This window comes from [Phormidium] sp. LEGE 05292, assembly GCF_015207735.1.
Classification (GTDB): Bacteria; Cyanobacteriota; Cyanobacteriia; order Cyanobacteriales; family Aerosakkonemataceae; genus Floridanema.
The window spans coordinates 1-24,668 of the sequence record NZ_JADEWG010000099.1 but is presented as its reverse complement, the minus strand read 5'-3'; the positions used below and the strand labels follow the sequence as shown (position 1 = coordinate 24,668).

At 39.8% G+C, this 24,668-nt stretch carries 18 protein-coding genes and 1 pseudogene; 7 read left to right on the top strand and 12 right to left on the bottom strand.

Annotated elements, in window-relative coordinates:
• Positions 1-60: 60 nt before the first annotated feature.
• The 3 genes from IQ264_RS22555 (at position 61) to IQ264_RS22545 (ending at position 2,568) form a co-directional block, all read left to right on the top strand.
• Positions 61-699, top strand: a complete 639-nt coding sequence (locus IQ264_RS22555) for a lysophospholipid acyltransferase family protein (protein ID WP_193983075.1) — start codon at positions 61-63, stop codon at positions 697-699.
• A gap of 363 nt (positions 700-1,062) precedes the next feature.
• Positions 1,063-1,374: a DUF2288 domain-containing protein gene (locus IQ264_RS22550; protein ID WP_193983073.1), complete on the top strand. Its 312-nt coding sequence runs from the start codon at positions 1,063-1,065 to the stop codon at positions 1,372-1,374.
• 150 nt (positions 1,375-1,524) lie between these two features.
• Complete coding sequence (locus IQ264_RS22545) at positions 1,525-2,568, top strand: AI-2E family transporter (protein ID WP_193983071.1); 1,044 nt, start codon at positions 1,525-1,527, stop codon at positions 2,566-2,568.
• Positions 2,569-2,579: 11 nt separating this feature from the next.
• Here IQ264_RS22545 and IQ264_RS22540 read toward each other — a convergent pair whose 3' ends face one another.
• Both IQ264_RS22540 and IQ264_RS22535 read right to left on the bottom strand, forming a co-directional pair.
• Positions 2,580-3,215 (bottom strand): YdcF family protein, encoded by a 636-nt coding sequence (locus IQ264_RS22540; RefSeq protein WP_193983069.1) that lies wholly within the window; start codon positions 3,213-3,215, stop codon positions 2,580-2,582.
• A gap of 554 nt (positions 3,216-3,769) precedes the next feature.
• A complete protein-coding gene (locus IQ264_RS22535; RefSeq protein ID WP_193983067.1) occupies positions 3,770-4,891 on the bottom strand; it encodes a tocopherol cyclase family protein in 1,122 nt (373 codons plus the stop codon).
• A 251-nt stretch (positions 4,892-5,142) separates the two neighbouring features.
• Here IQ264_RS22535 and IQ264_RS33915 point away from each other — a divergent pair.
• Positions 5,143-5,220, top strand: a pseudogene (locus IQ264_RS33915) (hypothetical protein); the annotation flags it as partial.
• A 41-nt stretch (positions 5,221-5,261) separates the two neighbouring features.
• Here the strand turns inward: IQ264_RS33915 and IQ264_RS22530 are convergent.
• Positions 5,262-6,992: a diguanylate cyclase domain-containing protein gene (locus IQ264_RS22530; RefSeq protein ID WP_193983065.1), complete on the bottom strand. Its 1,731-nt coding sequence runs from the start codon at positions 6,990-6,992 to the stop codon at positions 5,262-5,264.
• 244 nt (positions 6,993-7,236) lie between these two features.
• The gene (gene gndA, locus IQ264_RS22525) at positions 7,237-8,742 is read right to left on the bottom strand and encodes an NADP-dependent phosphogluconate dehydrogenase (protein WP_193983063.1); all 1,506 of its coding nucleotides are present in this window, start codon (positions 8,740-8,742) and stop codon (positions 7,237-7,239) included.
• 74 nt (positions 8,743-8,816) lie between these two features.
• Here gndA and IQ264_RS22520 point away from each other — a divergent pair, with 74 nt between their 5' ends.
• Both IQ264_RS22520 and ileS read left to right on the top strand, forming a co-directional pair.
• On the top strand, positions 8,817-9,650 hold the full coding sequence (locus tag IQ264_RS22520; protein WP_322744790.1) for a Ycf66 family protein: 834 nt from the start codon (positions 8,817-8,819) through the stop codon (positions 9,648-9,650).
• A 61-nt stretch (positions 9,651-9,711) separates the two neighbouring features.
• Positions 9,712-13,080 carry an isoleucine--tRNA ligase gene (gene ileS, locus IQ264_RS22515; RefSeq protein WP_193983061.1) on the top strand — a complete coding sequence of 1,123 codons (3,369 nt, stop codon included), beginning with the start codon at positions 9,712-9,714 and terminating at the stop codon, positions 13,078-13,080.
• A 110-nt stretch (positions 13,081-13,190) separates the two neighbouring features.
• On the opposite strand, the gene IQ264_RS22510 is transcribed toward ileS, so the two are convergent.
• The 5 genes from IQ264_RS22510 to IQ264_RS22490 form a co-directional block, all read right to left on the bottom strand.
• Positions 13,191-14,123 carry a ParA family protein gene (locus IQ264_RS22510; protein WP_193983059.1) on the bottom strand — a complete coding sequence of 311 codons (933 nt, stop codon included), beginning with the start codon at positions 14,121-14,123 and terminating at the stop codon, positions 13,191-13,193.
• Positions 14,124-14,298: 175 nt separating this feature from the next.
• Positions 14,299-16,836: a DNA translocase FtsK gene (locus tag IQ264_RS22505; RefSeq protein WP_193983057.1), complete on the bottom strand. Its 2,538-nt coding sequence runs from the start codon at positions 16,834-16,836 to the stop codon at positions 14,299-14,301.
• 11 nt (positions 16,837-16,847) lie between these two features.
• Positions 16,848-18,857 (bottom strand): P-loop NTPase fold protein, encoded by a 2,010-nt coding sequence (locus IQ264_RS22500; RefSeq protein WP_193983055.1) that lies wholly within the window; start codon positions 18,855-18,857, stop codon positions 16,848-16,850.
• A gap of 78 nt (positions 18,858-18,935) precedes the next feature.
• On the bottom strand, positions 18,936-19,769 hold the full coding sequence (locus tag IQ264_RS22495; RefSeq protein ID WP_193983053.1) for a transcription factor RcaD: 834 nt from the start codon (positions 19,767-19,769) through the stop codon (positions 18,936-18,938).
• A 185-nt stretch (positions 19,770-19,954) separates the two neighbouring features.
• Positions 19,955-20,560 (bottom strand): hypothetical protein, encoded by a 606-nt coding sequence (locus IQ264_RS22490; RefSeq protein WP_193983051.1) that lies wholly within the window; start codon positions 20,558-20,560, stop codon positions 19,955-19,957.
• Between the two features lie 316 nt (positions 20,561-20,876).
• On the opposite strand from IQ264_RS22490, the gene IQ264_RS22485 reads away from it, so the two are divergent.
• Positions 20,877-22,103 (top strand): glycosyltransferase family 4 protein, encoded by a 1,227-nt coding sequence (locus IQ264_RS22485; RefSeq protein WP_193983049.1) that lies wholly within the window; start codon positions 20,877-20,879, stop codon positions 22,101-22,103.
• On the opposite strand, the gene IQ264_RS22480 is transcribed toward IQ264_RS22485, so the two are convergent.
• The 3 genes from IQ264_RS22480 to IQ264_RS22470 form a co-directional block, all read right to left on the bottom strand.
• A complete protein-coding gene (locus IQ264_RS22480) occupies positions 22,093-22,599 on the bottom strand; it encodes a DUF2396 family protein (RefSeq protein ID WP_228061739.1) in 507 nt (168 codons plus the stop codon). The two genes, IQ264_RS22485 and IQ264_RS22480, sit on opposite strands and share 11 nt — an antisense overlap.
• Before the next feature lie 230 nt (positions 22,600-22,829).
• Positions 22,830-23,882 (bottom strand): fatty acid desaturase, encoded by a 1,053-nt coding sequence (locus tag IQ264_RS22475; RefSeq protein ID WP_193983047.1) that lies wholly within the window; start codon positions 23,880-23,882, stop codon positions 22,830-22,832.
• 316 nt (positions 23,883-24,198) lie between these two features.
• On the bottom strand, positions 24,199-24,456 hold the full coding sequence (locus IQ264_RS22470; RefSeq protein ID WP_228061738.1) for a hypothetical protein: 258 nt from the start codon (positions 24,454-24,456) through the stop codon (positions 24,199-24,201).
• Positions 24,457-24,668 lie beyond the last annotated feature (212 nt).

The following is a 24,668-nucleotide window of genomic DNA, read 5'->3' as shown; positions in this document are numbered from 1 at the left end:
CCCCTTGTCCCCTTGTCCCCTTGTCCCCTTGTCTCCCCTGCCCTCTGAAAAGAAGACACTATGCCCAAAAACCGAGAACCTTTGGTTAGTTTGATGCTTTACCACGCCTTTAAATGGTCAGTGGTTAGCCCCATGTTACACCTCTATTTTAGGGGGAAAATTTATGGCGCGGAACAGGTGCCAAAAGAAGGGCCTTTATTAGTGGTAAGTAATCATGCCAGTAATTTTGACCCGCCAATAGTTTCCTGTTCTGTGCGCCGTCCTGTGGCTTTTATGGCGAAAGAAGAGTTGTTTGCTGTGCCAGTTTTAGGTCAAGCGATTCGATTGTACGGTGCTTATCCAGTGAATCGTTTGTCAGCCGATCGCAGCGCCATTCGTTCCGCCTTACAATTTCTAGAACAAGGATGGGCAACAGGTGTATTTTTGCAGGGTACTCGCACCCCCGACGGTAAGATTACCGAACCAAAATTAGGTGCAGCTTTAATTGCAGCGAAAGCAAAAGCACCCTTATTGCCAGTCAGTTTGTGGGGTACGGAAAAAATTGAGCAAAAAGGTTCAGCAGTTCCACAAATAGTACCAGTAACGGTGCGAATTGGCGAAATAATCCAGCCTCCTAGTTCTAGCAATAAAGAAGAGTTGGAAGCAGTGACGCAAAAATGCACTACCGTAATCAATGCGCTACACGATTTGGGACGATAATTTTAGGTACTGGGTACTGGGGACTGGGGACTAGGGACAAGGAGACAAAGGGATAAGGGGAAATTTTTTAACTGAAAACTCCCCAAACTCTCCCCAACACAAAACTCTGTAGGGGCAATTCATGAATTGCCCCTACAACTCAAAACTTACCCAATCCCCAGTCCCCCAACAAGGCAAAATTCAGTAGCCAGAAAGAGTTCTCTTTGAGAAATAGCAAGTTAGAATAAGCCATAATTAAATTTACTGGTCATTGGTCAGCTGTCATGGGTCATTGATTATTAGACAAAGGTCTTTAGATTTTAACAAATGACAAATGACAAATGATAAAAGACAGGCAAATCAATCAAACAATACTTTTAACAGATGCAGGATTTAAAAGCAGAATTAACAGCATCCTTAGATGAAGCAGAATGGCAGTGGTTATTGCCTCATGTACGTCGTGATTCTTTGATTATTGTTACTCCTGAACTAAATATAGTAGATGTGGGAGTTGCGATCGCAAATAATAATGTTCCTTTAGTCCAAAATTGGATTAGTCAAGAATTGATTCATAAACCCTCTTTAACTCAGATGGCAGACTGGCAAGCCAACCTCAGCAAGAGATTTAATGCCCTAATAGTACAACCTTTTGTATTAATCCAAGAACTAACAGCAACTCACCAAAATTCTCCTTAATCAGTGAGAAATTAGTTGCAGGAATCGGAAATCTTTAACTTGATTTAAAAGTTGCGGGCATTTAATTCGCCAGGAAATTCCAGAAAAAACCTTAAACCCTCTGCCCTTGGATCTCCCCTGCTCCCCATTGGGCATTTAACTTTAAATAATATGAGTGAACCACCTGCACATAATTTCTGGGAGCGACTTAATAACTTAGTTTTAGTTCGCTTTTTATTACTATTTGCTTCCGGCTGGGCTTTAGTACAATGTTTAGCATACTTTGAAGCAATCATTGTCATTTTTAGTTTATCAGCAGTTCTGGCTTTTCTCCTCAGCTATCCCGTAACTTGGCTAAAACGTTTTTTACCTCATGGGGTAGCAGCTAGTTTAGTTTTCTTGTCGAGTTTAGTACTTTTTGGGTGGTTTACTGTTACTGTTGGATTAGCAATTGTTTCTCAAGGACAACAACTCCTTGATACTTTACCTGATTTTGTTAATTCCTTCACCCCTTTAGTAGGACAACTAGAAAATTATCTGCGTTCTCGACACTTACAAGTTGACTTTAGTACACTAGAAAAATCCTTACGCGATCAATTACCAACTTTTATTAATGCTAGTTTCACCACTTCTCAAATAGTATTAGATTACTTGGTTAAATTGATTTTAATTGAAGTAGTAGCTTTTTTCATGTTATTGGATGGCGAACAACTCTGGTCTTTGGTTTTGCGCGTCATTCCTAAGCATTCAAGAACAAGATTTACAATTATAGTTAAACGCAATTTTTTGGGATTTTTCCGGGGACAATTACTGTTAAGTTTATTCTTTACTATCGCGGCTTTTATTGTATTTGTAATCCTGCAAGTACCCTTAGCTTTAATCTTAGCCGTAATTGTGGGATTATTTCAATTAATTCCTGGAATAGGAGCTACATTAGGCATTGGGTTAGTCTGTTTAATTTTATTGCCTAAAAGTGTTGGTTTAGCGTTTAATGTACTCATAGTTTGCATTATACTTCAGCAAATCAAGGACAATTTATTAGCGCCTCGCATCATGCAAAATTCCCTAAATATTAACCCAGTAATCGGCTTTTTTGCCCTATTAGTTGGTTATCGAATAGCTGGGTTACTAGGAATTTTTCTAGCAACTCCTATTGCTGGAGTATTTCTCAGTTGGGTTGGTATTGAGAAGAAAAAAAGAATTAATTGGGATTAAATTGAAAATAGCTATTGATGAGAAAAATATTTACTGAAATTTTTACCTGTACTACCAGTAATCACCCATAGTATAGCTCTTGCTCCATCGCGGATCGCTTTTTCAATTGGTTCAGGAGATTGATGAGAAGGAACGGCAACTGATTTAAACACAATTCCCCGGCTTCCTAAGACTACTTCACCGATAACTTCAGCACGACGAATATGATAATCCGAGGTAATTAAATAAACACTAGTAATACCTCTAGCTTTTAATTCATCTACTAAAGTAGTAAAATTTGTCACTGTATCTACTGCTTGATCGTCAAAGTGAATTTTTTCGGAGTCAATTCCCGCTTTAATAAAAATTTTTTTCACATAATTATTATATTTCCCAGAACCACCTGAAGAAATCCAAATCTCTAAATTCTCTAAATTTGGTTGTTGGCTGACAAATTGAGCGGTAAACTTTTCTCTTTCCAAAGCAGAAGTTGAACCACCCAACATTAAAACTGCTTGGGGTGTTTCTAAATCTCTAATTTGCTTGTAGGTAAACCACAATAACAAAGGTGAAATTAACATCAACAACTTTAAGCTGCTGCTGAATTTACGAGCAGATTTACTTCGTAATTTGTTTCTGCGTTCGCTGGGTTGAATCTTGAGAACCATGAATCGATCGAATAATAAGCTAAATTTTCGTAATCACGCAGCAGATGATACCCCACTCAAGGTTTAGCTTCAACCCCAGACGCAATCTGCTGAAAAAATTATGATTCGAGATTATCAGAAGACGGGACTAAAGACGGATGCAGAATTTATCTGCTCTGCCAATTCTTTGCTCGCAAATCCAAAATCTATTAACGGGACTGATGGGATTTGAACCCATGACCTAGCGCTTCAGATTCGTGTGAGTTTCCCCACTCTCTGGACTATACCTTCACCATCAGCTAAAAGCTATTAGGTGGTGGCCGTCTTGTCTCTACACCTTCCTGACTCGAACCTCTTTTTTATAGTTTGTCGGAGGGAGTCAGGCTTGGCTCGGTATTGCCATGAAGTGTAAGAAGATTAAACAATTCGATAAGCTTCTTTTCAACTTTTTAGGTTTCACCGACTTTGACCACATTCACACATAGAGTTTCCTGCTATGGTGCCCGATATTTCAGGAGGCGCTCGCTCTATCCAGCTGAGCCACAGCCCCAAACACAAAGCCATCATAGCAAAAATTAATCGGATTGAGACAGCCAAGGTTGATCCCAAGGACTACCACCAATTTCTAATCCACAGAGGGAACTGCTAGCTTTCAGGATAGTTTTGGATTTTTCGCGCAATTCTATGGTGAGATTTCCTTGCATGGTATCTCGACAAACAAATTGCATTCCGTCAAGAGTTGGGGCACGTAAAGGTGTTCCGGGTAAGTCAGTAGTTCCTGACAATTCCACTTCGTATAGGGAGTTTTTGGCTTGCATAAGCCATTTTCCCCAAGGTTGAATTTGCCAATTTACTTGGGAGTTCCAGGGAACGAACTCGTAAAATTTGCCTTGATGATGAATTCCTATCATTGCGACTGACTCCATCCACCAAAGAATTCCACGTCTACCACCGCCAGCAGTTAAGGCGAGGTCTGGTTCATCGTCAAAACAATTACAATTTAGCCAAAACCATCTTTGGGGAAATGCGCCACCCCAGTTTTTTTCGGCGTAAGCTGGCGCGTTGGTAAATTCGTAGCGTTTGCCATTCCACTCTATCCAACCTGTGGCTAAACCGTGCGCCATTAGTATTTGCCATCCAGGTTCAAAAATTTGCAGGAAGGAGAAGAAGCCAGCGGTTGATTGTTGTGGTTGTCCTGAGTTTCCCCAACCGTAAATGGGTTGGATCTCGTATTGCCAACGCGCTGTGTTACCTGTGCCGGGGTCGTGGAGGCTTCCTTGATGGAATTTTGCTGTTCCTTGGTATCCTTGCTGGATGTGGCGTGTAAACTCTTCTGGTTGGAGATAGCGGGGTTTTAAGAGATCCCCCTCTTGTCCCCCTTGGTAAGGGGGAGGAAAGTTTGTTTGTCCCCAATGTCCTAATCCTAAGCTGTCTCGCCATGCCCAAAATTTTTTCATATCGGGGAAACTGCGGCAAATGTATTCATCATTTGGGCCGAGTATTTGGGCACTACCTCCACTGTGAAGTTTACTGCCGATCGGATCTTCTATGGAGTACATGAAGGCAAATGTTTGGCGATGTTCGGGTAGGGTAACTCGATAGTACCAACCTTCAAAAAAACGCCTTTCACTTCCGTCCCAATGATAGCCACTGTGGGGTGTTTGTAAAGTTTTGCGTTGATGGGGCAGATTGAACATAAGCTTTAGCAGCTAACTCAGAAGATAATGAATGAATTGGAATTGGGAATTCGGAAGAATTAATCAATGATGAATTTAATCAGTCCTCAATTATTATTACTTAGTTTTCAATAAAAGTTGGCAACAGCGATTGGAAAGGTTAAAATCTACGCTTAAAAACAATATGTGAGAAAAATTTTGGGGTTAAGTACGATCGCACTGTTACATCCAACAAATTCAAGGGAATACTAAGTATAGACTGAGTTAATTCGGTTGCTTTTTGCCCTCAAGGAAATAGAATTGTTAGTGCTAGTAATGATATGACTGTCAAAATTTGGCGTTGTAATTGAAATATTCAGTAATAGATTAAGCAGGAAATTTAAATTTTTACTTAGTCCTCAATAATTGAGGCTACAGAGTCTGCACAAACCCACGTATCTCGCCCTAGTTTCTTAGCTTGATATAACGCTTTATCAGCTTGACTAATCAAGTTATGAACCGATTGACTATTAGTTGGAATCAGGCTGGCAATACCTAAACTAATGGTGACGTATGAAGGATCAATTGGGGTACTATTATGAGGAATCTTTAACTTCTTGATTGCTTCTCGGATTTGCTCTGCAATCTTGATTGCACCAGCTTTATCAGTGTCTGGGAGAATTACAGCAAATTCTTCTCCACCATAACGAGCTAAAACATCTGTGAAACGCTTCACAACTGATTTGGCTGCACCCGCAATTTCGAGCAAACATTTATCTCCAGAGGGATGACCGTAGTAATCGTTATAAGCCTTAAAATAATCAACGTCAAATAAAATTAAAGATAAATTATTTGTTGTGCGCGTCAGTCGTTGCCACTCATTTTCTATTGTCGTATCGAAGAATCGACGATTCGAGATTTGGGTTAAGGAATCGATATTGCTCAACTCTTCTAACTTTTCATTAGCCAGCTTGAGTTCCTGAAGTGCTCGATCGAGTTGTTTTGTTTTAGAGTGGGACTGTGCCAGCAGTTCTGTATGACTTAACGCAACGCTGAACTGAACAGCTAATTGTTTAATGAATGTAATTTCAGCTGATTGCCAAATCCGGGGATGACGGCACTGATGAACACATAGCAGTCCCCACAGTGTATCTCCCTTTATTAGAGGAACAACGATTTGAGCCTTAATCTGAAATTGTTCCAGTACTTCTAGATAGCAATCCTTCAATCCAGCCTGATGAATATCTGAGATCGCCAGCACCGCTCCCTGAAGATACTTGGTTGCGTATTCGCTTCCAAAGCAATGATCGTTCACTTTAACTCCGATCGCAGAATCATATTCCGGCAATACATTCTCCGCAACAAATTCACCAGAGTTGTAGAGTGAGTCATGAAATTGAAAAATACCCACTCGATCGGTACGCAACGCTTTGCGAACTTCACGAGTTGTTGTTTTAAATAATATTTTAAGATCGAGCGACTCACGAATTTCGGCAATTAAATTAGATAAAATCTCTTGTTGCTCTTTTGCTACCCTTAAGTCCTCGGCTTTTCGTTCAGTTTGAGCCATTAATTCAGCTTGCTTCACAGCAAAACCAAGTTGAGTTGCGACTTGCGATAAAAACTGAATTTCTTGTTGTTGCCATTCATGGGGTTGGGAATGTTGATAAGCAGCTAGAACTCCCCACAACTTTTGTCCAATAAAAATCGGAACTGTGGCGTATGCACGAATGTGGAATTGCACCAAAATGTCGAGATGGCATTGCGATAAACCTGCGGTATAAACATCAGAAACCGTTAAGCATTCATTGTTGCGATACCTTGCTCCCTGATGCTCTTGCAGATATGAATCATTCCAGACGGTGTTATCTTCAAATCTGCCAAAATCCCAACCAGGTTCAGCAAATTCAAAATCACTAACAAACTCGCCTCCCCAGTCATCCGAAAATCTGTAGACTGCAATCCGATCGACTCGAAGAAGTTTACAAGTTTCTTTTGTCGTCGTGCGAAAAATCATATCCAGGTCAAGAGATCCTCGAATCTTACTAATCACTCGGTAAAGTGCTTTTTGTTGTGCATCGATCGCCTGAAGTTGGAGATGGGTATTCTGTAATTGAGCTTCTAATTGACTGATTGGTTGCATACCAACCATTCGGCAGATTAAATCTACAATTTTTTTTCTCACTGAATGTAATCGAGCATGAATCTACGAAAATTCTTTCACAGCACATAATAAAGTATAAATTATAACTTATTATAAATATAAACGTCTTAATATGACGAGTTCTTAACATAAAAGCGCGATGAGAGCAATGCTTTACACACAAAAATTTATAGCTAAAAAAGTGAAAAAAAAATTAGGGTGGGAATTACCCACCCATGATTAATTATTCAGCAGAACCTACAGCAGTACTTGCCACTATAGCTGGTTCTTGAGCTTGCAAAGGTTGTGGGGTTGAAGTATGTACCGACTCTTCAGCAAACTTAGTCCATTCTGTGTGGAAGAAGCCTTCTTTATCGACTCTTTCGTAAGTGTGTGCGCCGAAATAGTCGCGTTGTGCTTGAGTGAGGTTTTGCGGTAGACGATCGCGCCGATAGCTGTCAAAATAATCCAAAGAAGCACTAAATGCCGGAACTGGAATTCCCAACAGCGCCGCCTGAGACAACACCTCCCGCCACGCAGATTGACGATCCAAAATTGTCTGTTTAAACTCAGGCGCTAACAGCAAATTCGGTAACTCTGGATTCTCCTTGAACGCCGACTTAATCTTATTCAAAAATCCAGCCCGAATAATACAACCACCTTTCCAAATTCGGGAAATTTCACTCAAATTCAGATCGTAGGAATAAGCTTTAGATGCCGAACTCAAAAGTGCCATACCTTGAGCATAAGAACAGATTTTTGAGCAGTAAAGCGCATCCCTAATTTGCGTGACAAAAGTACTAACATCCCCCGTAAATTTAGCAGTTGGGCCAGTCAAAACTTGCGAAGCAGCAACCCTTTCTTTCTTGTAAGATGACATAATCCGGGCATTCACCGCCGCCGTAATTGTCGGAATACAAACACCCAATTCTAAAGCACTTTGAACAGTCCAACGACCAGTGCCTTTTTGTCCTGCCGCATCCAAAATCATTTCCACCAAAGCTTGATTGGTGTCTGGGTCAATATATTTGAAAATATCGGCGGTAATCTCAATCAAATAAGAATTGAGTTCGTCAGTAGTGTTCCATTCGGCAAACACTTCATGCAGCTGTTTGTCATTCAAACCCGCCGCATTTTTGAGTAGGTCATAAGCTTCGGCAATCAGCTGCATATCACCATACTCAATGCCATTGTGAACCATTTTTACATAGTGCCCAGCACCACCGGGGCCAATGTAAGTAACACAAGCACCATCATCTACTTGTGCGGCAATTTTGGTAAAAATTGGCTCAAGATATTCGTAGGAACTAGTAGTTCCACCAGGCATTAAACTTGGGCCATTTAACGCCCCTTCTTCACCACCACTTACACCCATACCGATAAAACGGAAACCTTCTGGTTCTAATTCACGGGTGCGGCGTGCGGTATCGTCATATAAAGAGTTACCACCGTCGATGATGATATCGCCTTCTTCCAAGAAAGGTTTTAATTCTTGAATTACTGCATCCACAGGCGCACCAGCTTTCACCATAATCAAGATTCTGCGGGGCCGCTCTAGGGACGCAACAAAGTCTTTAATGGTGTAAGTTGCCTGGACATTTTTACCTTGGGCGCGTGTGTGCATGAAAGCATCGGTTTTTTCTGCGGTGCGGTTATACACAGAAATGGGAAAACCATTACGTTCCACATTTAACGCTAGGTTTTCACCCATCACTGCTAAACCAATTACACCAAAACTCTGTAGTGCCATAGGACTTTTTACTTAATTTTGCTGTTCTTGCGAACGTTGTCTCCTTCAGGTTAGCGATAACTTTCTGGGTTGTCGTGGAAGAAGAAATTAAGACTGCGATCGAAAGGGTAAAATTAGCGGGTATAAGAAGCCGTTTAACTAGACGGGGAATTGAGCCTATGCTCGCATACATCTTGGCATTAGCTGTCGGTATAGGTAGCCTTGCTATTTACCTTGCCGCATTTTTCTTACCAGAAATCCACCGCAAGAGTGATTTTTATTGGAGTGGAGTCGGATTGTTTTATGCCTTAGTTTTGTGGGTTTGTGCTGGCAGAATTACAGGCGGAGTTCTGCTAGGACAAGTTGCTAGCGTTGCCTTATTAGGTTGGTTTGGTTGGCAAACCCTGACATTACGCAGAGAACTAACTCCCAAATCGCAACAAACCGAGTTACCCAGTACAGAAGAAGCAACCGAAAAAGTGTTATCTGAGGCAAAACACCTCACCGAAAACCTCAAATCTCAAGCTTCCAAAGTATCCTTACCAGAAACAGTTTCCCAACTGCCCCAAAAACTCACCGGATTATTTAATAATCTCAAAGGGCAAGTGGGTTCAAAACCAAAAACCGCAAAACAACCAAAGGCAAAACCAACTGTTACTCCTCCGGTAATTTCAACAGAAACAACCTCTCCTACATCTGAGGTGACAATCACCGAAATTACCCCAAAAAGCCCTCAACCGGAACTTGATGTCACACTAAATGTAGAAACAACTTCAGCAGAGTCTCCCCCAACCAGCGAAACACCGGAACTAGTCCGCCCCAATCCTCCAGATCCTAAACTGGTAGAAGAAGCTGTAGAAGATGCACAAGAGAAAAATCTGCCTAGTTCACCCCCAGAAAGTCCATTTGACAAGATTGAAAAGGGGTAATTCGGGAGTGGGGACTGGTGTCTGAGCACAACTCTGACAAATGACCAATGACATAAGACCAATGACCACAGAAAATAAAAGCTACAAAGACACCGTTAATTTGCCCAAAACTAACTTTGATATGCGTGCGAACGCTATCAAGCGGGAACCAGAAATCCAAAAGTTTTGGGCCGAAAATCAGATTTACGAAAGATTGTCCCAAAACAATCCGGGCGATATATTTGTATTGCACGATGGGCCACCTTATGCCAATGGTTCGCTGCACATTGGTCATGCCCTAAATAAGATTCTCAAGGATATTATTAATCGTTACCAGTTACTCAAAGGGCGCAAGGTGCGCTATGTTCCTGGTTGGGATTGTCATGGTTTGCCGATTGAGTTAAAAGTTTTGCAGCAAATGAAACCAGAGGAACGGAAAAACCTCACGCCTCTGGAACTTCGCCAAAAGGCACAAGATTTTGCCTTGAAAACTGTGGACGAACAACGCCAAAGCTTTAAGCGTTACGGTGTTTGGGGAGATTGGGAACATCCTTATCTGACTTTAAAACCGGAATACGAAGCGGCGCAAATCGGCGTTTTCGGACAAATGGTGTTAAAAGGTTACATTTATCGGGGTTTAAAACCTGTTCACTGGAGTCCGAGTTCTAAAACTGCTTTGGCAGAGGCGGAGTTGGAATATCCTGAAGATGATAAGGGCAACCCGACTCACGTTTCCCGTAGTCTTTACGCTGCTTTCCCTGTGGTCAGCGTAGCAGATGAGTTGCAGGAAGCCCTAAAACCTTATTTGCCCCAGTTGGGTGTTGCTGTTTGGACAACAACTCCTTGGACTATTCCGGCGAATATGGCAGTGGCGGTGAATCCTGATTTGCTCTACGCTGTGGTAGAAGTTGACAAAAAAGGCGAAAAACTGTGCAAGTTTAAGTATTTAATCGTTGCTAATGATTTGGTGGAACGGTTAGCTACTACTTTTGGAGTGAAGTTGACGGTTCGGGCTGTTGGCGTGGGTCGGTCTTTTGAGAATTGTACTTACAAGCATCCACTTTACGATCGCATCAGTCCCATAGTCATCGGTGGCGATTACATTACCACTGATTCGGGTACGGGTTTAGTTCATACCGCACCTGGACATGGGGATGAGGATTTTCAAGTCGGAAAACGTTACAATTTACCTGCATTTTCCCCCGTTGATGCTGATGGAAACTTTACGGAAGAAGCGGGACAATTTGCAGGTTTAAATGTTCTCGATAAGGGTAACGCCGCTGTTGTGGAAGCGTTGAAGAAGGAAAATGTGTTGCTGAAGGAAGAACCTTATCGACACAAATATCCTTATGATTGGCGGACTAAAAAACCGACAATTTATCGGGCGACTGAACAATGGTTTGCTTCGGTTTCCGGTTTCCGGGAAGCTGCTTTAAAGGCAATTTCGGAAGTTAAATGGATTCCCGCCCAAGGAGAAAATCGGATTACACCAATGGTGGCGGAACGTTCTGATTGGTGTATTTCTCGTCAGCGCAGTTGGGGCGTGCCAATTCCCGTTTTTTATGATGAAGAAACTGGGGAACCGCTGTTAACTGAAGAGACGATTTCTCACGTTCAAAGTATTGTCGCCGAAAAGGGTTCTGATGCTTGGTGGGAACTTTCGGTTGAGGAACTTTTGCCGGAAAAATTCCGCAATAATGGCAAGAAGTACCGCAAGGGAACTGACACAATGGATGTGTGGTTTGATTCTGGTTCTTCTTGGGCAGCTGTGGCAGAACAACGCCCGGAATTACATTATCCAGCAGAGATTTATTTGGAAGGGTCCGATCAACATCGGGGTTGGTTTCAATCTAGTTTATTAACTAGTGTGGCGAATAATGGAATTGCCCCCTATAAAACGGTTTTAACTCATGGTTTTGTTTTGGATGAACAGAACCGGAAAATGAGTAAGTCTTTGGGGAATGTTGTCGATCCAACTATTGTTATTGAAGGTGGGAAAAATCAGAAGGAAGAACCGCCTTATGGTGCTGATGTGTTGCGGTTGTGGGTGTCTTCGGTAGATTATTCTACTGATGTGCCTTTGGGGAAAAATCTGCTGAAACAAATGGGTGATATCCGCAATAAAATCCGCAATACGGCGCGGTTTTTGTTGGGGAATTTGCATGATTTTGATCCGCAAAAAGATGCGGTTCCTTATGAAGAATTGCCGGAATTAGACCGTTATATGTTGCATCGGATGACGGAGGTTTTTGGAGAGGTGGAAGCTGCTTTTGATAGTTTCCAATTTTTCCGATTTTTCCAAACGGTGCAAAATTTCTGTGTGGTGGATTTGTCTAATTTCTATTTAGATGTGGCGAAAGATCGTTTGTATATCAGTGCCCCTGATGCTTTCCGTCGTCGCAGCTGTCAAACGGTTTTAGCGATCGCACTAGAAAACTTAGCCAAAGCGATCGCACCCGTATTATGCCACACAGCCGAAGATATTTGGCAATTTATCCCTTACTCAACTCCTTACAAATCTGTGTTTGAAGCAGGTTGGGTAAAAGTAGATGAACGCTGGAAAAATCCCCAATTAGCGGCGAAATGGCAACAATTACGACAACTGCGCCAAGAAGTGAATAAAGTCATGGAACAGGCGCGGAGTGAAAAAACGATCGGTTCTTCTTTAGAAGCGAAAGTTTTGCTTTATGTTGCTGATGAAAAACTGCGCGAACAATTGGCAGAATTAAACCCAGAAATTGTCGAATACATCGCAGAAGCACCAGCAGAACCAAAGTTGATTGATGCTGAACCATACACGCCACCTGGGGCAATTGTTACTACTAAAAAGTACCCAGTTCTGCAAGAATTAAATGTTAATTTCGGAGAATTTGTCCGCAATAACAATCAACCTTTAATCACGGTTGGTTTGATTCTGGCGACAATTATCGCTATCTATGTAATTGGGGGAACTTTAGGCGTAATTAACCGAGTTCCGCTATTAGAACCATTTTTCACAATAGTGGGAGTTTTCTACTCGCTGTGGTATGCGCGAAGCTATTTGCTATTGGCGAAAGACCGAGAAAAATGGTTAGAACAAATTAGCACTTACAAAGCTGAAATCTTGGGTAAAAATGCGGAAATTTCCGAACAAAAACTTCTCCCCGCAGCGAATGAACCAGAAGCAATTACTTTAGAAGTTGAGACAATTCCCCAAGCTTTAGGAATTCTTAAAGGTGTGGATGAACTGCGTTATCTGTTCATTTCTTCCCAAGTGGAATTGTTAGATTCACCCGCAGCTTTAGAAAGTTTGCAATATAAATTGCAGACAGAAAAGCTAGGTGTTGGGATTGTGAAAGCTGATGGGGAAAAGTGCGATCGTTGTTGGAACTACTCCATCAATGTAGGCAAATCTCTCTCAGATCCCCTACTTTGTGAACGTTGCATTCCCGCATTACAAGGGAAGTTTTAATAGGAGGGGACTGGGGATCGCAGGAACACAGGAGCACAGGAATAAAAGTTAAATTTCCCCTTGTCCCCTTGTCCTGTAGGACAGGCATCTTGCCTGTCATCCCCACTACCTTACTCACCAAAATCAATTTTCGCTGGATTCTGTTTCGTATTAGTAACAACAGTAATTTTTTGGAGAAATTCTTGAGTTAATTGGGTAAAAGCTCTACCTCCTGGTGATTGGGGATTACACAAAACTACAGGCATAAAAGTATCAACTGCTTTAGAAACATTCACATCAACAGGAATGCGAGTTTTAAACAATTTAGTAGCACTGTAATCTTCATTAACTCTTCGCATTACTTGATTGTAGTATCTGCCTGATAATAAATTAGCTGACATAGTAAAGACTATTCCCAACATTTGAATTCTGACATCAGTTTCATTTCGGTGAACTTCTTTTTGTTGAGCAATGCGTCTTTCTAATAGCTGAATACCGATCACAGATAAAGGTTCGGGTCTAGCAGGTAAAACGTAGAAATCGCTAGCAAGTAAACCACTACGGGTCAAAAGATTGTAACCTGGGGCGCAGTCAAGAATGATAAAATCATAATCTTTAACCACAGGTTTGAGAATATTTTTTACTAAGTCTCTTTCAAAATCAATCCAAATTTGCTCAAAGTTACTGCTACCTGCACGAACTGCTTTTTCATAAAGCATTTCCGATACTAAAAATTCATCATATAAATCCAAATCACCTGGGAGTAAATCCAATCCTTTGATTGAGCAAATGTATGGATTAATTACATCTGCGATCGGAATTGTCAGTTTAATATCCGGTTTAATTGCCTTATTTACTAAATGCCGTAATGTCCGTTTATCGCGTCGTCGCTTAGAAAAGTCTTGGGGAGACATCAAACTCAAAGTGGCACTAATTTGGTTATCCAAATCCACCACCAAAACTTTTTTACCGAAATCTTTTACTAATGAAGCAGCTAAATTTACGGTGAGGGTTGTTTTACCCACGCCGCCTTTCATATTCGCAGTTGCAATTATTAAACCCATTCGTTCAGTCCTCTCCAAAATTTCGCCCTGTTTTCAACCTGTGTTTAGACACCTAGATAACACATCGATCGAGACGCATGAATAAATTTAATATGTTTATCGCGCAAAAGGGCGTTAACTGGTGAAACTTTCCCCTTAGAGATAGATGAGTCAACGGATGATTTTCCCATGAACCTTAGCTTTTAGGCAACTGGATGATTGTAGCTAATAAGCTCTGCAATCTTTGGAAATTCGCGCCTACTTGGTACAGTAAGTCTCCTTTCCCTAGCAGGTAAGCAGCTGCTTTTCTGTCACCACCTAAAACAATCACCGAATCTGCTTCACTTGCGGTACGCAAAGCTACCCTTCCTGGTAAGTTCGATCGAATCAGCGGGGTCACAACTTTCGCTTCGGGGCGTTGAGTGGCGATAATTAAATGTATACCCGCTGCTCTTGCCATTGCGCCAAGTCGTTTGATGCTAAATTCTAACGCATCTCGGATTTCTTTTTCTGCCATGAAGTCGGCGTATTCGTCAAAGATGCAGACTAGGCGAGGTAATGGTTGGTTGTTTTGTTGATTGTAAGCTTTAATGTCGCCGCATTTGGCTGTCTCGAATATTTGGTAACGGCGATCCATTTCTGTAACTAATTTTGTCATTAGTTCGATCGCACTTTCCCCATCTTTAACTACAGGCGAATATAACCAAGGTATCTGTTCAAATTCGGGAAATGTTACCCGTTTTGGATCGACTAAGGCTATTTTTAAATTATTAGGAGAATGGCGATAAAGCAAACTTAAAAGTAAGCTTCTTAAAAATTCGCTTTTGCCACTCCCAGTTGTTCCACCAACTAAGAAATGACAAGTATTGGGATCGGATAAGTCTGCTTCAATTAGTTTTCCGTCTAAGTCAACGCCGATGGCAATTTTTACTGCTGCGGTTTGTGGGAGTTTTTCTATTTTAATGTATTCGGTGAATTGGGCGATTTGGCGATCGCTTCTCGGCAAATCTACGCTGACATATCCTGCTTGGGGTGCAATTAATGGTGGGTTTTCCAACCCTAATTGTACTTGTAAGTCGGCAGTCCTATTTAAGATGGAAACTACTTTTACGCCTAAGTTTGGTTTTAGTTTAACTCGAATAAATGCGGGTCCGATCGCTGCACCTTGGTAGTCCGCACCAATTTTAAAAGATTGCAAAATATCGATTAATTTTTGGGCAATTTCGTCGGCGTTGAGTTGAGGATTTTCTGTTTTTGAACCACAGAGACGCAGAGGGCGCAGAGGAAGAGAAGGAGAGGTGTTAAAGTAGGTTTGGCACTTCTCTTTTTGAGGGCAAATTTCACATAAATGGGGTTGTGCTGTTTTTGGCGGAGTATGGGGTTGTGATGGTTCCCATTTTAGCCATTCCCGCATTTGTTGTAGTTTATGGGGAATTATTTGATTGACTGTTTCTTCTAGTTTTTCCCAATCATAATAATATGCTATAAATCTTGGTAATACGCAGTACACTGCTGAGTCAACTGGCAGCTTTTTTTTCGCTTTTACTATATAGCTATAAATGGCAACTTGGGCTAATTGGGCTGAAGGATCGACTGGAGTATAGGTTTTATATTCAACTACGCAAAATCTTCTTTTTTCTAAGTCGAAAAGTACGCTATCTAGTCTCCCTGTTATTTTTTGTTGCGTTCCATCTGGTAAAGTTAATTTATGTTCTAAGTCAATTTCTCCACTAATTAATGTTTTCCCAATTACTAATTCTCCACTGCAATAACGGCGATTTTTTACTAATAATTCCGCCCAATGGCGAATCAGGGTAATTAATCCTTGCCAAATTTGATAAAGTGCTGTTGCTTTGCTAAAATCTTCTTGAATAGCTGTTTGTAAATAAGGATAAAAGCCTAATTCATAAAACAATTCCTGCATTTTCGCTGCTACCGTTTCTACTTTTAACTGGGCAAATGGCGGCGTAAATATAGTTTTAAATTTTGGTTCTTGTTTGGCAATTTTAATAAAACTTTCGGCTAATTGGTGAAAAGCACTACCGATTCTGATTTGATTATCTGAAGGTAAAAACAAACTTTTACCACCAAAGTTTTGATATAAATAGAATAAGCGTGGACATTCAAAGGCAATTCTAACTTTAGTAGCATTAAAACTGATTTGTTCAGACTTCTCGGCTTTTATCAAATGAATTTGATTAGTTTTTTTTAATAAATATTGATGAACATGAGCTAAATAAACCGTATCCATTTTGGCATATTGTAACTGTTTATCAGTGAGAGGTCGTTGTCCCCAATCACTCGATTGTTCTTCTATATCCACATTAGTAAATTGACAAAGTTCTGCGGCTAAAGTCTTCAGTTTAAGGTTAGTTACTTGCAAACTTTCTTTACCTATTTTTTGCGCTAACTTCCAAGTACAAGTAACGTTTTGCGATTCATTTTTCCCCAAATATTTTAAATCAAATCCTGCATTATGAAAAACCTTTTCTATTTGGGAATTTATCATGATTTGATTAATAAAATATCTCACCAAATCATGTTTATCCAATACATCTAATACATAAGCAGCATCACCATTACGGTTATTGGGTTCAGCTAATACTTGGATTAAAGATAACCTTTTATAATGGGTATTATAGTCAGCTATTTCAGTATCAGCCCAAAGTATTTTAGCTGCTTTTAAATTGTCAATAGCTGTTTTTATTTCATCATCTTTGGTTAAATATAACATGATTTTTTAACTTATATTTTCGGCACAAAACAAACTAAATGATTTGGTGGTCGATCGTTGGGATTGACAATTTTAACTTTTCTTTCCCAAAGTAACTGCTGAATTAAATGATCGCCTCTCTGATAATTAATTTGCGGAAACTGGATTAATGTATTTTGAATCAAAACATCTTTGCCAATCAAGCCTTGAGTTTTAATTAAATTTAGCAGAAATTCCTTGACTTCTTTGAGATCGTCAGTTTTTTCATTGATTAGTTGCCGTTTATTGACAATGCCTAAATCCTGCAAAACTTGACATTCATGTAATACATTAGATTCCCGAATTAAAGCCTCTAAATTTTGTCTATTAATCGTTTGTCCCGCAATTACTAATTCATTAGCTAAAGCAGAGTTTAGTAAACTGTGATAAGTAGCCATATAGTGAATAGAAGACAAATTTGGCTTAATATGAAAGTGTTGAGAACCTGTGAAAATTGAGCTATAAATTTTATTTCCTGCCAATTGTTTATTTCCCACATCTGCTGCCCGAATTAAATAAAAATTTTTCTCAACATTAGTGTCGATCGCTTTTTGGCAAGCATTCATCACATTGAAAAAACTTCTCAAATTAGAATCTTCTGTCCAAATTACTCCTACTTTTCTTCTTTGATTTGGCGCTTCATAGCTTAAGGAATAACTGGCAAAATGACCAGTTAATAATTTCATTCTGACTGCACTTACTTGTAACGCATTTAAGCTTTGGGCTAACATCTGAATTAATTCCGGTGCAGATAGTAAAGTAATTTTATTAATTCTACCTTGGATTTTTTTGAATTCATCTTGCCACAAGAGTTGAAAAGCAGCTAATAAGTCAATTTCCAAACTAGGTTTACTACTATCAATGATTTTTTCTTTATAAGTTTGAAACAGTCTCCGACCTAAATCAAGGACATTTCTAGGGTCGGTTTTACCACCGGGAAACTTTTGTTCTAAGTCTTTTTTAGTTAAGGGTAAAATTGGGGAATTTGGTCGGGGATTGGCTTGAATATGAATCGGATATAACCGAAAACCCCACAAAGCTTCGGCTTGTTCTAAACTGATGCGTTTTAACAGTATAACTTTGTAAATGCCCGCTTTGTCTGATTGATGAATTCGGTTAGAATTTTGTCGCCAAATGTCTGTGGTGATACTGATAATTATTAAAAAATTGTTCCACTTTTCGTTTTGAATTTTTGAGTTAACGCTGAATAATGCTTGTAAATCTAAAGTTCCATCGGGTAAACGTGAGATCGCCTCCAATTGATCAAAACATAATACAATTGGTTGAGTTTCTGTGGAAATTCTGCCAAAATTAGATAAAATCTCACAAGCTGCTTCTTCAGTTTCGATCGACCTCTTCACCTTTAAAACTTGCAAAGATTCATCACTTAAATCTTCTCCCCTCAACCATTCACAAGCTAATGGATAAAGTTCTGGATCAATTAAATCATGCAAAACACCAAAAAAACTGTCAGCGTTGTAAATCCCAGCTTCTCTATATGTTTGCTTGAAATGTTTGATAAAATTTTGTCGATCGCTACGCAACAAGTCCCAAACATTATCATCAAAAATTCGCTGTTTTAAACTCCGTTTAGTAAAAGCAGATAAACTTTTCAACCACAACATTAATTGAGATTCTTCTTGACCCTCTGGTACACACATTAAACTATCAACTGTATAACGCAAAATATGCCGCCAAATCCCATCACTATCGGGCCAAGGACTAATATATGCAAAAAAAGCTTTATCATTAAGATCGCTTTTTAACCGACCCAAAAAATAAGTTTTCCCTGAACCAGAATCACCCGCCAACATCACAGTGCGACTACAATGATCGTTGGTAATTGTGTCAACAATTCCTTCCAGTTCTAGTAATGCTTCTTGATGAATTGAGTCAACCTTAAAAGCGGAAACTTGCTTTTCCCGCCAAAAGTGTCCTTGCTTAAAAGTTGTAGGATCGAAAGGGTTAACTTCACGTTTAATAATATCGTCGATAGATGCCATGAGAAATCTTCCGTTAAATTTATCTAAAAATCAAATTGAAAACAAAACCCGCCCATTCCAACAGTCTGTAGCAAACATTTAAGTCCTTGATGTTACAGAAATAAAAAATAGCGCCCCACCAATATCTTGGGGAATTCCACTTTCAATTTGTTCTGAAGTATAGGGCATTGTATTTACTAATGAACTTAACTCAATTTGGTCGTCGCGTTGTAAGCTATAGAGTACCCGATCTAATTCTTCCCTAGATAAGGGTGGTTGTAACTTCTGGCGCAAATGAAAAATTGGCAAATAATTTTCTGTACTCATTTCTCGGTCTAATTCCTGAATAATTTGGAGAATTTCTGCATTACTTAGCTTAGTCTTATGTTTATCTGTTGCTGTTACCTTGTCAGCTTCAATTAATCTCGATTTCCGCAAAAAGCGCAAATAATTTGTTAATAAATCTAAACTAATAATTGGATGAGTACCCTTGGCAGTGAATTCGTCGCGTAAATATTCCTGTCCTCGCTGGGTTAACCAAACTTCTGCTTTCTTTTTTTGCAGTTGAGTTTCCACTTCCACTAATCCCCGTTTCGCCAGATTTTGCAGGATCTCTTGGCGTTCAGCAGCTTTAACCAAAGTGATTTCACTAGGTTTGACTTTTCCAGAGGTTTTGCTGATTTTTTCTAGGACTTTTAGTTCTGTTTCTGCGATCGGCAATTGAGAAGCGTCCACTTTCAACAACGCACGACCGGGGGGTAAAATCTTCACAGAGGCAATCTCGCGGGAGTAATCTACCAATTCGCGATCGCCTAACGCCCGACAAATCTTATCTTTCCCCGGAAAGCTTTTCCAGGTTGCAGCTGCAAGTGGCGATCGATAATTTTGACAGCCTAGCAGCTTCAAAAGAAACTTTAGCTCATGAGAATCCATAAAAAATATTTTGTTAATTGGTAAGCTTGGAATTCATCTAATCAACTTTTCCCAGGCTACAATTCTAATGGTAAGTGCGATCGTCAAACTGCGAATCTGTAGAATTAATTAAATTTGATTTTTATTAACATTCTTAATGCTTTTCTCTTAATTCCCCTACCCACCCACTTCTGGAGTAATGAAATTTATTTTTTTGCTAATATTTTAAATTCTCGATAAATATACTCTGCTTTCAACAACAGAGGTATCAGATTATCCTCTTCTATCTCTTTAATAAATAAACTTTTTAAATACTCACGTTTTTCCGATGGCCCCGAATGAAACCCGACCATTTTATGAATTCTTTTAACATTTGTTTCAGTATGTTTAAAAGTTGCAAAATTTGTCTTAAACCGTTGATTAAGCCGTTCTATAATTGCCCCAAAATCATTAGTAACTTCATCAAATAATCCAATTACATAGTTTTCACTGTAAGGTAATACCTGTAAATAAAATTTAATCCAAGCTTTTAAATAGCTTTTTAAGCAAGCTCCCCAACCATAATATTCCATGTTAAATCGATAACTTATTTCTAATTCCAAACTCTTTAAGGAAATTATTGCCTCTGCTGGTTCACGAATTAATACTAGTGTGGGAATGGACAAGTTAGCAGCACGGATTATTTGTGCAGCTGCGTGTAAGTGAGATGCTATTATCAAAGGCTTTGGCTGTACAGATTGAATTGCAGCTACAGAAAAACTGTTTGCAGAACGCGGAAATCCTTCAATAACCAATTGCGTATTTTCTTGCACAGCTTGTCTCGTTCCTTTGCGTAAAAGCGATCGCAACGGGAAAAATAATTGCGGATGCAAACTACAAAAAGAACGCAACTCAAATTTTAACTGCAATAGTCTTTGTTTACTTGATGCACCGTAATACATAATTGAAACAGCTAAAATTGTCACTATGTTAGCACTTTATTTTTTTTGTCTTTAGGAGATTTTTAAAAATCACAAATTTTCTGGATGCTGTTAGTAAATTATTGAGGCCAGCTAGCTTAACATAGTTATAACTCAAGCCGCCAGTGGCAAACTTAGCAAATAAACTCACCTCTTCTATTTAACTACTATGAACATCCTCATGCTTTCCTCAACCTTCCCTTACCCACCAACTCGCGGGGGAACGGAAATTAGAACCTTTAACTTACTTAAATATCTGCAACAACGTCATCAAATCACCCTGGTTACTCAGCGTCATTCAGGAGTTACTGACACCGAAATAGAAGAACTGCGTCAATGGGTGAAAGAATTAGTCATTTTTCCCCTGCCACCAGAACCAACTCAATTAAGTGGAATTAAAGGATTAATTGGTAAAGTTTCCCGATTTTCGGAATCTTTAATAAAAGCAACACCACCAAATGTTTTATATCGTTATTCCCCCGAAATTCAAGCTTGGGTAGATGATTTTGTGCGATCGAGAAAATGTGATGTCATCACCTGCGAACATAGCGTTAATGAAATTTATGTGCGTCCTGAATTTAGAAACTCCGTCAAAACAATTGTCGATATTCATAGTTCTGTGTATGGTTGGATACGCGATCATTTAGATATGGGTGCTTCACCGAATGCAGTACGCGATCGTCTTTACCTCAACCTACTTTTAGAACGCTACGAAAAACGTTATTCCGGCAAATTTAACTACTTAGTTGTCACCACCGAAGACGACAAACAACAATTTCTTAAATACCGTTCCGATGCCAAAATACCCATAATTCCTAACGGTGTAGACTTAGAGTTATTCCCTTATCGGAATAGCGATCCGGGAGGACATAAACTAGCATTTGTCGGCGCAATGGACGCTTCGCACAACATCGATGCAGTGCGATTTTTTGCTTTAGAAGTGTTGCCAGAACTGCAAAAAACTTATCCCGATACAACTTTTAGTATTGTCGGCGCACGTCCCACACCGGAAGTTTTAGCACTCGCAGAAACCAAAGGAGTTATTGTTACCGGAAAAGTGCCATTAATGGCAGAATATCTCCACGAAAGTACAGTTTGTGTAGTACCTTTGCGTGCAGGTTATGGGATTAAAAATAAAACCTTGGAAGCAATGGCTGCGGGAACTCCGGTAGTAGGTAGCGATCGCGGATTAGAAGGATTAGCCGTTGATACTCCCAATGTACCATTAAGAGCATTAAGAGCTAACAGTATTCCTGAATATGTTAACGCCATCAGTCTCTTATTTGAAAATGCCCAATTGCGGCAAGAGTTATCTAAAAACGGGCGATTTCTCGTAGAAACAGAATACACTTGGGAACGTGCAGGACAACTTTACGAACAAGTAATCACCGATTAAGCCAATTGCGAATTTTGACTTTTAAATAAGTATAAAACGGCAATTGGTAACTTTCTGCTAACAGCCAAAGTACCAAAATTAAATGAGATAAAAAAGTCAAACCCAGCCACACTAAAGGAAAATATGATTGATTACTCCCTTCTTCTGGCGGGAAAATATATGTAGAAACTCCCACAATTAAAGTTGGGAAAATTACCAAAGCCATTCCCAACAGCCAAACCACAAAAGATAATTCCGCATCTTTTTGATGCGCTATTTTCCAATTTCGACCAGTCCACCGCCAAGCCATCGGCGGCGTACTATCTGCCATAATTAAAACTTGTTCTTCAAGATTAGCGGTAAAAATATGGCGACAAAAATCACAAGCAAAAGCTTCCGTGAGAGTCAACACCGAAATCTGACCATACCGACAGACTGGACAACTATAAGCATCATGATAGTTAAGTTTTCTGCTCTCAAGGGCTAGTTTGCTCGAATGCTTTGGTATATTCATCATCCCAACTAAGGATTCTCAACCTTTAACAAGTCTTATTGGCGTAGTTTAGCGATTAATTGATTAATTAGGCAATATCGCTACTCACAAAGATTGTAAAAAAAACTCAGCCGATATAACAGCTGAGTTTCTATTAAGTCTGTTGTAGCGACTTTAGTCGTATCTTAAGTCTGTTGTAGCGACTTTAGTCGTATCTTAGAACACGACTGAAGTCGCTACAACGAACCAATTCTTTATTTCGCTTTCGCATGATGATTCTGAAAAGACTCGTAGTATTTTTCAGGATCGTACAAGTGACATTCGTCAGTAATCTGTTTCATTAATGACCAAGAAAAACGATATTCCCGCATATACTCTCCCCAATTTTCCTTTAAAATGCGATGAGCTAACCGCAAGTTATAGGCAGGAATAGCAGTAGAAAGGTGGTGGGGAATGTGAACGTTGATATCGTGACAGAGAAATTCTACCCAACCAGGATAGTCGCAATGAACGCTTCCCGCTAACTGCGCCATTGCTTCATTCCACTCTGCTTCCGATTTAAAAGGAATATCAGAATATGTGTGGTGTACCAAAGTAAAGGTGCTCATCCAGAAATGGTAAACCATCCAAGGCATTAACCAAAACTTGACAAAACCCCAAATCCCAGTTGTAGCGATTAAAGTGGGAAATGCGATCGCAGCAAACCCTAAAACCAACAATACCGAAAATCTTACCTGTTCCCGCTTTTTCCCTTCAAATTGATTCCAATCAAAGTGTAAAACTGCCCAATGCGCGATCGATCCTACCCACCACAAACGACCCCGTATCCCTTGATAACCCCATTTTTTCAATTTATCTAAACTATCGTAATACTCTGGTTTAAAAGGTTGCCAAGCATTATCCTCATCCAACTTATTTGTATGGGCGTGGTGGTGATTGTGGAGATGCCGCCAACTATGAAAAGGATAAATCAAAGGCAACATCACTGTATGACCCAGCAAATCATTCACCCAACGACGGTTAGCAAATGAACGATGTCCACAGTCATGACCAATAACAAAAAAACCAGTCAGTGCCGTGCCCGTAAAAATCCAGGCGAATGGTAACAAAAACCAAGGAGAAAAAGCAATGCTGGCATAACCTAAACCAACCAGCAACACATTAATTACCACCGAAGTCCAAGCTTTCCGGCGATTTTTCAGGAAAACCTCTTTTGGTAAAGTCCGCAAAATATCTTTGAGGCGGAAATTTGGGGAAACTTCCAGGGTAGTTCCTAAATCTTGGGGTTTTACAAATGATAGAGTCATGAATTAACCAAACTTAAACTTCCTGCGTAACCGTACAGTGTGTAGCAAAATAGACGAAACAAATTAGCCTAGTAGCAATAAATCAGTAACAGGCAATATTGCGGAATATTTTCCTTTTTTGCTAAATTTCATTAGTAGTCAGGCTGGGGAACAATTCTGAGTTTTCAGCAAAAAAACAGATGTGTTCATCGCAAAACTTTTCTTTTTATACCATAAGGTGAACCTGCTGGCTACATAAGCAAAATTTAGCCTGAGCCAAAATAAAAGCCAGGTTACTCATTTATGAACCGCAGCGGATCGATAGTGCTAATCTCTTCTATCCTTGTTGATCCTGACTGCTGATTTCTGAATCTTCTTCTGTCAAACGCTGTTGCTTAAGATTTTGTAGTTGTTGCAACAAAGTTTCCACTTCTGCTTGCAGATTTAAAAGCTTAACTTGCTGATCTGCCTGATACACCGACTTCATCTTTTCCATCATACGGACTTGATTGGTTAAGGCTACAGACATATTGCTCGCTTCTTGAACAGCGATCGCAGGACGTTCAATAGTTGATGCAGATAAACCAGTAGACATTGTTTTTTGCTTAGTTATATTTGCTTACTCACACCATCTCGTAAATTCTACCCTGTAACGTTAAGCAAAGTTAAGTTTTTCAAACATTAAATTTTTATAAAGCCTGGAAAGGCAGAAGGCAGAAGGGAAGAAAGACAGAAGGCAGAAGGGAAGAAATGCAGAAGGCAGAAGTAAAAATTCCCTAGTCCCCTAGTCCCCTAGTCCCCTAGTCC

Bases quoted from the DNA above. Each gene is read 5' to 3' on its own strand.
- IQ264_RS22555 (WP_193983075.1), top strand. From the start codon at position 61: ATGCCCAAAAACCGAGAACCTTTGGTTAGTTTGATGCTTTACCACGCC.
- IQ264_RS22550 (WP_193983073.1), top strand. From the start codon at position 1,063: ATGCAGGATTTAAAAGCAGAATTAACAGCATCCTTAGATGAAGCAGAA.
- IQ264_RS22545 (WP_193983071.1), top strand. From the start codon at position 1,525: ATGAGTGAACCACCTGCACATAATTTCTGGGAGCGACTTAATAACTTA.
- IQ264_RS22540 (WP_193983069.1), bottom strand. From the start codon at position 3,215: ATGGTTCTCAAGATTCAACCCAGCGAACGCAGAAACAAATTACGAAGT.
- IQ264_RS22535 (WP_193983067.1), bottom strand. From the start codon at position 4,891: ATGTTCAATCTGCCCCATCAACGCAAAACTTTACAAACACCCCACAGT.
- IQ264_RS22530 (WP_193983065.1), bottom strand. From the start codon at position 6,992: ATGCAACCAATCAGTCAATTAGAAGCTCAATTACAGAATACCCATCTC.
- gndA (WP_193983063.1), bottom strand. From the start codon at position 8,742: ATGGCACTACAGAGTTTTGGTGTAATTGGTTTAGCAGTGATGGGTGAA.
- ileS (WP_193983061.1), top strand. From the start codon at position 9,712: ATGACCACAGAAAATAAAAGCTACAAAGACACCGTTAATTTGCCCAAA.
- IQ264_RS22510 (WP_193983059.1), bottom strand. From the start codon at position 14,123: ATGGGTTTAATAATTGCAACTGCGAATATGAAAGGCGGCGTGGGTAAA.
- IQ264_RS22505 (WP_193983057.1), bottom strand. From the start codon at position 16,836: ATGTTATATTTAACCAAAGATGATGAAATAAAAACAGCTATTGACAAT.
- IQ264_RS22500 (WP_193983055.1), bottom strand. From the start codon at position 18,857: ATGGCATCTATCGACGATATTATTAAACGTGAAGTTAACCCTTTCGAT.
- IQ264_RS22495 (WP_193983053.1), bottom strand. From the start codon at position 19,769: ATGGATTCTCATGAGCTAAAGTTTCTTTTGAAGCTGCTAGGCTGTCAA.
- IQ264_RS22485 (WP_193983049.1), top strand. From the start codon at position 20,877: ATGAACATCCTCATGCTTTCCTCAACCTTCCCTTACCCACCAACTCGC.
- IQ264_RS22480 (WP_228061739.1), bottom strand. From the start codon at position 22,599: ATGATGAATATACCAAAGCATTCGAGCAAACTAGCCCTTGAGAGCAGA.
- IQ264_RS22475 (WP_193983047.1), bottom strand. From the start codon at position 23,882: ATGACTCTATCATTTGTAAAACCCCAAGATTTAGGAACTACCCTGGAA.
- IQ264_RS22470 (WP_228061738.1), bottom strand. From the start codon at position 24,456: ATGTCTACTGGTTTATCTGCATCAACTATTGAACGTCCTGCGATCGCT.